The 3055-nt window shown below is 54.3% G+C and carries 4 protein-coding genes; 2 read left to right on the top strand and 2 right to left on the bottom strand.

Going from position 1 to position 3055, the window contains the following annotated elements; genetic code table 11:
• A partial coding sequence (locus V6D20_20355; protein ID HEY9818131.1) for a DUF3038 domain-containing protein occupies positions 1-335 on the top strand: 335 nt, incomplete at its 5' end.
• A complete protein-coding gene (locus V6D20_20350) occupies positions 332-1777 on the top strand; it encodes a DUF4335 domain-containing protein (protein HEY9818130.1) in 1446 nt (481 codons plus the stop codon). The genes V6D20_20355 and V6D20_20350, both read left to right, overlap by 4 nt.
• Positions 1778-1841: 64 nt before the next feature.
• Here the strand turns inward: V6D20_20350 and V6D20_20345 are convergent, their stop codons facing one another.
• Both V6D20_20345 and V6D20_20340 read right to left on the bottom strand, forming a co-directional pair.
• The gene (locus tag V6D20_20345; GenBank protein HEY9818129.1) at positions 1842-2060 is read right to left on the bottom strand and encodes a hypothetical protein; all 219 of its coding nucleotides are present in this window, start codon (positions 2058-2060) and stop codon (positions 1842-1844) included.
• Positions 2061-2230: 170 nt separating this feature from the next.
• Positions 2231-3055: hypothetical protein (locus V6D20_20340; protein HEY9818128.1), on the bottom strand; the 825-nt coding region annotated here is incomplete at its 5' end.

Here is a 3055-nt window from a genome sequence, read left to right as displayed (position 1 = left end):
TCACCCTGGCAGAGGGCAAAGCCTTGGTGCTGATTGCCTGTAGCCTAGCCCGTCGGTTGACCGTGCTCATTCGTCAACTGTTGCTTGCTCACCAACAGCTTCAGGAAAAGCAACTGTCGCCCGATCACCACTTCCGGTTGGCGGAATATTTGGAACGATTTCGGGCCCATTTCCGCTCGCGGATGAACCCGAAGCGGGCCGGCGTGATGGCCTACGATACGGATGAAAAGCTGAATGAACTGGCTCTCCTACTACTTGGTCAGCTTTTGTTTTGCACCGGTACATCGGGAACTCAGCGTCTTTGGAGTAGTGTGTTTGACGGGGAAGTGGCATGAGTATTCAGCGGCTGTATAGCTTGCCAAATTGTACCCTCACCCTCGATGGTTGGGGCGAAGAGGTGGGCTTGGGGAATGGCGACTCAGCCGGACGCCCCCTGTTATCTATTTTGACGAGCTTTGAATGTCGGTTTCATGGTCACGATCGCGCTATCAGAGGCGGACGTGAGTTCTTCGAGCAGCTCATCGCCACAGCCAGCGCCTACGCCCAACAGTTTTTGAGCGGTGTACCCTACAGCCGTGAGCGAGGCGATCGCCCTAAACCCGTTGTCATCGAGCAAGTCTCATCCAATTTTCATCGCCTGACCATCTATCCCCAAGCGCTGACGGATGACCCAGCCCGTAGTCAGTCAGAATCCATCAGTTTTGACTTAATGACGGTGCAGTTGTTTGACTTGGTGGAAGCTATTGATCAGTTTTATGCTGATAGCCAAACGATTCCAGGGCTAACCCTCAATCTAGTGCCGGTGCGCAAGCGCCAAACCACTCCCAAACAACCCCTAGCCAAACGAGCTTTGCCAGCAGCCTTAGGTGTTGCAGGCTTAGCAACCGCAGCGATCGCCTTCTTCTTTGTGCCGGTACCCGAGTTTCGTCCATCGGAGGAATCACCTGCAGGGACTGCTACCGATGTGCAAGCCAACTCGACGGATACGGTGGCCAGCGGTGACAATCCCCCCAGCGAAGCCTCCTCCGAAGAAGCAGAATCCCTGGATGCAGGCAGTGACCTAGATGCCGCAAGCGATGAAGCAACCGAGGTGCTGTTTAGCGATGCGCCGCTGATTGTCGAGCCAGATGTGGTTGATGAATTGATGGTGAAGCTTCAGGAAAACTTGTTTGATAGCTGGACTCAGGAGCACAGCTTTGAAGATGCGCTGGTCTACCGAGTGGCGGTGGCTGAAAACGGCGATGTCTTGGGCTTTAAGTATGTCAACGATGCAGCCCTAGTCCGGGTCAATGAAACACCCCTGCCTGATCTGCAATACACCTTGCTTGATCCAGAGGCCGCAGAGCAGGAGCCCGTGGCCCAATATCGAGTGGTCTTTACCCCTGCTGGAGCTGTAGAAGTTAGCCCCTGGCACGGCCGCTTGCCGGAGGCAGCGGCAGAGCAAGAGACCGTAGAGCTGGGAACTGAGATTACTGACCCCGCTCAGCTCGCCAACCTCAATTGGGACTTATACGACCTGATCCTTGATGGGCTAGATGACGCCGAGCGGCGATCGCTCTCGACAGACATCAGCTATCGGGTGAACATGACCCCCGATGGTGTGGTGGTTGATTATGAGCCTTTAGATGATGCAGCGTCGGACTTCCTGAGCAAAACTCCTTTGCCCACCCTAGCGGAAGCAGCTACGGAGAGCGATCGCCAAGACGATCAAGGTCAGTTTCTCGTGGTCATCACCCAAGATGGTGTTCTACAAGTAAGCCCCTGGCGAGGGTTCTAGTGCTCTTTGCTTAGGCTGAGAGTCTGTACTCTTGTCGTCAACCTACGGGAATAAACGAGCGTCGCTAGTTGCGATCGCATTGCGTAGCACCATAGAGACGCTCGACGGCACCGCTAGGTAAATAACGCGTGCAGCTCATCCCATCTCCTGCCATTAGCCGAATTCGATGGAAGACGTAGTTCGTGGCTAGACCACTGAGCAAAATCGCCATGGAAAACAGAGCTAGGAGCTGGAGGAGTTGCATAGCCCAATGAGGCTGATGTTGAGGCGGGGTTTCGGTCATGGCAGCGGGATCACTATCAAATCTGCTAATGGTTGGGGTGTAGGGATCGAGACACAGGCAAGCTTACGCCCTAACTCCCAAACCATAGCACTCAGATTGGCTTGCTTCAATGCACCATCCGAAGAGCCGTGGGCTCAGCAGAGCTAAGCCCACGGAGATGTATGCCTGAGCTAGGGATTGCCAGATCCCACAAGATTCAGCTCGGGACGCAAGACATTGCTCAGAATGGAGGCAGGCTGTTGTTGATGCGTCCAGGCAAAGGCATGTTTAAACGCCGCGTCTTGGCAGGTCTGGAGTTCTTCAAAGCCAATGATGTCGTGGGTGAGCAGGCTTTCATACTCAAACGGCAGGCGCTTGTTGTGGAGCCCAGCATTATCGGTGCAAATGGCAATGTCCACGCCGGCCTCAAAGCAGCGATCGAACACTACCTTAAGTTGCTCAATATCCTCCAAGGTGCCAGTTTTGAGATACGTGGTGGGACAGACTTCTAAGCATTGCTGGTTGGCTGCCACCTGCCGCAGCAGTTCAGGATACAGCAGGGGAATCTGAATGCCATGGCCAATACGCATCAGGTAGGGCAACAGCTCCGGATAGCAGCCCTGGGGCGTTTCGTAGAGGTGCCCGGTGGTTTTCAGACCCAGCGATCGCCCGTAGCGATACAGTTCTACATACTCATCCAGGCGCTCAGCATAGTGGGCATCTCCCCCCGCTAAATCAATAGCACAGACATACTGCGGCATCTGAGCAGCCAGATCCACAATGGCCCGATTCACCTCGTAGGGCAGCCGGGAATGCATACATAAAATTTGGCTGGTCACAATGGGATACTCACCAATCTGACTGGCCTGCCCCACGGCTTCAACGATCGCCCCCATTTGGTCAATACGTTCTGTTTGGCTGAGGTGGTTAGGAGTTCTTAGGTAGGGGGTATACCGCAACTCAAGGTAGGCAAGATTTTCAAATACATAGGCCCCGCGCATCAAACGATACACAAA

The sequence above is a fragment of the Candidatus Obscuribacterales bacterium genome (genome assembly GCA_036703605.1).
Lineage (GTDB): Bacteria > Cyanobacteriota > Cyanobacteriia > RECH01 > RECH01 > RECH01.
This window is presented reverse-complemented; position numbering and strand designations above follow the sequence as displayed.